Annotated in this window: 4 protein-coding genes; 3 read left to right on the forward strand and 1 reads right to left on the reverse strand. The window is 54.9% G+C overall.

All coding sequences use genetic code 11. The annotated features are described in order from the left end of the window. Positions 1–750 (reverse strand): transcription antitermination factor NusB (locus tag B3Z49_RS11660; protein ID WP_296990978.1); only part of this gene is annotated, 750 nt, incomplete at its 3' end. 206 nt (positions 751–956) lie between these two features. Here B3Z49_RS11660 and B3Z49_RS11665 point away from each other — a divergent pair. The 3 genes from B3Z49_RS11665 to B3Z49_RS11675 all read left to right on the forward strand — a co-directional run. Beyond that, on the forward strand, positions 957–1,970 hold the full coding sequence (locus B3Z49_RS11665) for an MraY family glycosyltransferase (protein WP_296990980.1): 1,014 nt from the start codon (positions 957–959) through the stop codon (positions 1,968–1,970). A 175-nt stretch (positions 1,971–2,145) separates the two neighbouring features. Further along, complete coding sequence (locus B3Z49_RS11670) at positions 2,146–4,044, forward strand: polysaccharide biosynthesis protein (RefSeq protein WP_296990982.1); 1,899 nt, start codon at positions 2,146–2,148, stop codon at positions 4,042–4,044. Positions 4,045–4,243: 199 nt separating this feature from the next. After that, on the forward strand, positions 4,244–4,473 hold a 230-nt coding region (locus tag B3Z49_RS11675), incomplete at its 3' end, for a 2-oxoadipate dioxygenase/decarboxylase family protein (protein ID WP_296990983.1).

The following is a 4,473-nucleotide window of genomic DNA, read 5'->3' on the forward strand; positions in this document are numbered from 1 at the left end:
AAACAGGGTTGCCGGAATGGCGGCTGCTGCGTCCTGCACCCACCAGTCGCCATCCTTGTAACCCGGAAGGTCACGGATACGACGACCCGGTTCAAGCCGCACCGATCCGGTCGGCAGGACAATGCTATCCATCTTCTCCGCCCACTCGGCGGTCTGACTGCGATCCTTGATCGACAGATCCAGCATCGCGTGGCCAAGGCTTGCTTCGGCAATGCCCTGGGCGATCTCGGCCCCATAGGCCTTTTTCCAGGATCCGCGCAGCCATGCCGGGATGTTGAGCTGCCAGTCTTCAACGCCTTCCGGCCATTCAAAGCCGTCACGCTGCAGCCCACGCAGAACGGCGTTGATCAGTTTGGTGTATTTTTGCAAACCCGCATCACGCGCGAGATTGACCGTACTGTCGACCGCACCGTAGTCAGGCGTATCCATAAAGAACAATTGCGCCACACCAAGCCGTAGGATGTTGGTCAGACGTGCCGCGACCCGGTCCTGTGGTGGCTTATAACGCGGGGCAAGCACGGCATCAATTTCGCCCAGATGACGCAGCGTGGTGCCCAGCAATTGACGCAGAAAATTGCGATCAAGTGACGGCAGGCCATAACCATGCTTTGACAGAAGCTCGTCCAACGTCACTTCACCGCCGCGCAGTTCCTGCAGGGTTTTAAGCGCAAGCATGCGCGGATCGGGTGCCTCGACCGCCTGTTTGCGGGGGGCATTGCGCGGGGATGGACGGGAACGACGTTCTGCCAAAGGGATATCTCCGGTTTCGGTTTATGTGCAGTAGTTAAGCGCAGCATGGCAAACTGTAAAGCATCAACCACGGTTTTGCGTGGCATGGCTGCCTTGTGCCTTTGGGCTTGTGGCAATCATCGGGTGAAAAGCCTTGCGATGGGCAATCTGTCCGGCTAATCCAGAAGGATCAATCTGATGGGGACAGGGACAAGGGCGATCCAACGATGACTTTTGCCGGACTTGCGACCTTTGCAAGCATCTTTCTGGTCGGCTCGATGTTGCTGACATGGGTGGTTCTGAACTATCTGCGGCGCAAGGCGATCCTTGATATGCCAAATCACCGTTCCAGTCACGCTGTACCGACCCCGCGTGGTGGCGGGCTTGCCGTGACGCCGCTTCTGATTTTGCTGGTGGCGGGTGTTTTTGCCTTTACCGGTGTCACAGAAATTACGGATTGGTTGATGCTGGGGGCCTGTGCCGGGCTCGGGTTGCTCAGTTGGCTTGATGATCGTCATGATCTTTCTGCCGCCAAACGATTTGCCCTGCAATTTATTGCGGTGATTATTGGCATGCTGGCTCTTGATAAACCGGTTCTTGGTGGTCTGGTGCCGATCTGGCTGGATCATGTTCTGGTGGTGTTGGCTTGGGTCTGGTTCATCAATCTGTTCAATTTCATGGACGGGATTGACGGGATTACCGGTGTCGAGGCCGGGTCAATCGGCCTTGGGGTTTTTGTCCTCGCCCTTTTTGTGCCGTTGCCGCAATTCATCGGACTTGGCTATATCGGGCTTGGCATTCTTGCGATCATGATCGGGTTCCTGATCTGGAACTGGCATCCGGCAAAACTGTTTCTTGGCGATGTCGGATCAATCCCGCTTGGTTTTATTCTGGGATGGCTGTTGTTAAAGGTCGCCTCCGAAGGGGCGTGGACCATCGCGCTGATTTTGCCATCCTATTATCTGTTTGATGCAACATTTACCCTGATCAAACGCGCCTTGCGGCGCGAGAAGATCTGGCAAGCCCATCGCGAACACTTCTATCAGAAATCCACCCAGCGTGGGTTTTCGCATGCACGGGTGTCGCTCATGATCCTTGTCAGCAACCTTATTCTGATTGCTGTTTGCTTTGCCCAAAGTGATACACCGGACTGGATGCGGGTGATTGCAGCACTGATCGTTGTGTTGGGGCTTGTCGGTATGATGGTGAGAATGCCGGTTCGCGAAACACCCGGCACCTGATCGATCAGACTATTACGTGCATTGCTTGACTTGATGTGGGCGGGGCGCGAAAAGAAACCCTTATCCGTCTGTCGCCAAGCGGGTATATCCTTATAAAAACAGAAATCTGCCGGTAAGGGACCGCATGCTGCGATTTATCCAGAGAAGTCATATCGCTTTTGTCCATGATATTTTCATGGCGGCACTCTCGTTCCCGTTAGCGTTGTATCTGCGGGTCGGGGGTGGCGTGGTGTATTATGCGCCCCAAAATATTCTGTTTTCGTCTGGCATTTTCACGCTGATCGCAGCCTTATCCTTCTGGTATTTTGGCCTGTATCGTGGCATTTGGCGCTATGCATCGCTCAACGACGTTATCCGCATTGCAAAGGCCGTATCGGTTGCGGTTGCAGTCCTCTTCCTTGTTCTGTTTTTCACAACGCGGCTGGACTGGATGCCTCGTTCGGCACCAGTCATACAGTGGTTCCTGCTGATGGCGATGATAGGCGGGGCACGCCTGACCTATCGGATTGCCAAGGATAAGTCGACGGCCCGCGCACTGGTACGTCAGGGAACGGCCCGCGTGCCGGTCTTGTTGATCGGCGCGGGAGATGAGGCAGAGGCCTTTATCCGTGAAACCGAACGATCCGCCAATACCCCGTTCAAGGTCATTGGCATCGTTTCGCTGACTCAAGGCCGGGTCGGTCGCAACATGCATGGCGTTGACGTTCTGGCGACCGTCGATCAGCTCGAAGACGTTATTCAGAAATTACAGAAGGGCAGGCATGGCCTGCCGCGCAGGTTGGTGCTGAGTGGTGATGCACTGCGTCATGAGGACAACGCCAGGTGGGTCGAGATTGCTGATCGCTATGGCATGACCTTGGCCCGTCTGCCCAAACTGGGCGATCTGCGCGAAGGCTTGGCCGATCCGCTGCAAATCAGACCGGTGGCAATTGAAGATTTGCTGGGTCGCCCGCAGGCCAGATTGGATCGCGATCGCGTGCGCGAAATGATTGCTGGAAAGCGGGTTCTGGTGACTGGCGCTGGGGGGTCAATTGGTTCGGAACTGGTGCGTCAGATCGCATCCTATGGTCCGGACAGCCTGACCTTATTGGATGCCGGAGAATTCCAGCTTTACGCCATCGATATGGAAATGGCAGAAAAATACCCTGATTTGCCCCGTGAAAGCATTCTTGGTGATGTCCGCGATCAAACCCGCATCGGTCAGGTTTTTGATCGCTACAAACCCGAAATCGTGTTCCATGCAGCAGCCTACAAGCATGTGCCGCTGGTTGAGCACAACCCCAATGAAGGCATCCTGACCAATACGCTGGGCACACGGAATGTGGCTGAGGCTTGCCGTGCGGCCGGAGTCGGCACAATGGTTCTGATTTCAACCGACAAGGCGGTGAACCCTGCCAACGTCATGGGGGCATCAAAACGCCTGGCGGAATGTTATTGTCAGGCGCTGGAAACCTTGCCGCTTGATCAGCGCGGCTCGACCCGATTTGTTACTGTTCGGTTTGGCAATGTCTTGGGATCAACCGGATCCGTTGTGCCCCTGTTCAAGCGCCAGCTTGAGGCGGGCGGACCGCTGACCGTTACCCACGAAGGTATCACCCGTTACTTCATGACCATCGCTGAGGCCGTGGAGCTTGTTTTGCAATCAGCTGAGCTGGGGCGCCACGGGGTGACCGAGGGCGGCAAGATTTTCGTCCTTGATATGGGGCGACCGGTCAAAATCATCGATCTGGCGCGACAGATGATCCTGCTGTCGGGCTTGCAGCCCGACAAGGATGTCGAAATCAAGGTTACTGGCTTGCGTCCGGGCGAAAAGCTTTATGAAGAGCTTTTCCACGATTCTGAACCGCCTGTCCCGACAGAGACCGATGGGGTGCTTTTGGCAGCCCCGCGTGTGGTGGATTATGGCCTGATCAAGCAGGTCTTTGATGCATTGGAAGACAGTGCCACCAACCGCAACACTTCCAAAACGCTGGAGCTGATCAGCCAATTGGTGCCGGAATTCCAGCCGCCCGAGATCGGTGTGAAGTCGATCTTTGCAGATAGCAACGGCAGCGAAACCGAGGCAGCGTCTTAAAAGCGGCTTCTCACCGCATTTCCAATTGTTGATTTAATGATCTGCACGTTCATTCTTTGATGGAATGAATTCGTGAAAAATTGTCGTTTGTCATGTCCTAAACGGGACCATATTTTGCCATCCTGATGATGAATGGGAATGATCTTGCCGAATAAGGCCATTCCACAGGTTCAATGTGATCCCGTCTTTTGGAGGCCCCATGTCGACAGACGCCTTTGTCCATCCCGATGAAATTCGTTCTATGTTTTCCAGCGCGATGTCCGACATGTATCGCAGCGAAGTGCCACAATACGGCACCCTGATGGAGCTGGTTTCCGAGATCAATCAGAACAAACTGGAAGCCGATCCCAAACTTGCCGACAGCCTTGAATATAATGGCGAGCTTGAGCGTATCGACCTTGAACGCCACGGCGCGATCCGGCTCGGCAA

The organism is Thalassospira sp. UBA1131 (assembly GCF_002311515.1).
In the GTDB taxonomy this organism is placed as follows: Bacteria; Pseudomonadota; Alphaproteobacteria; order Rhodospirillales; family Thalassospiraceae; genus Thalassospira.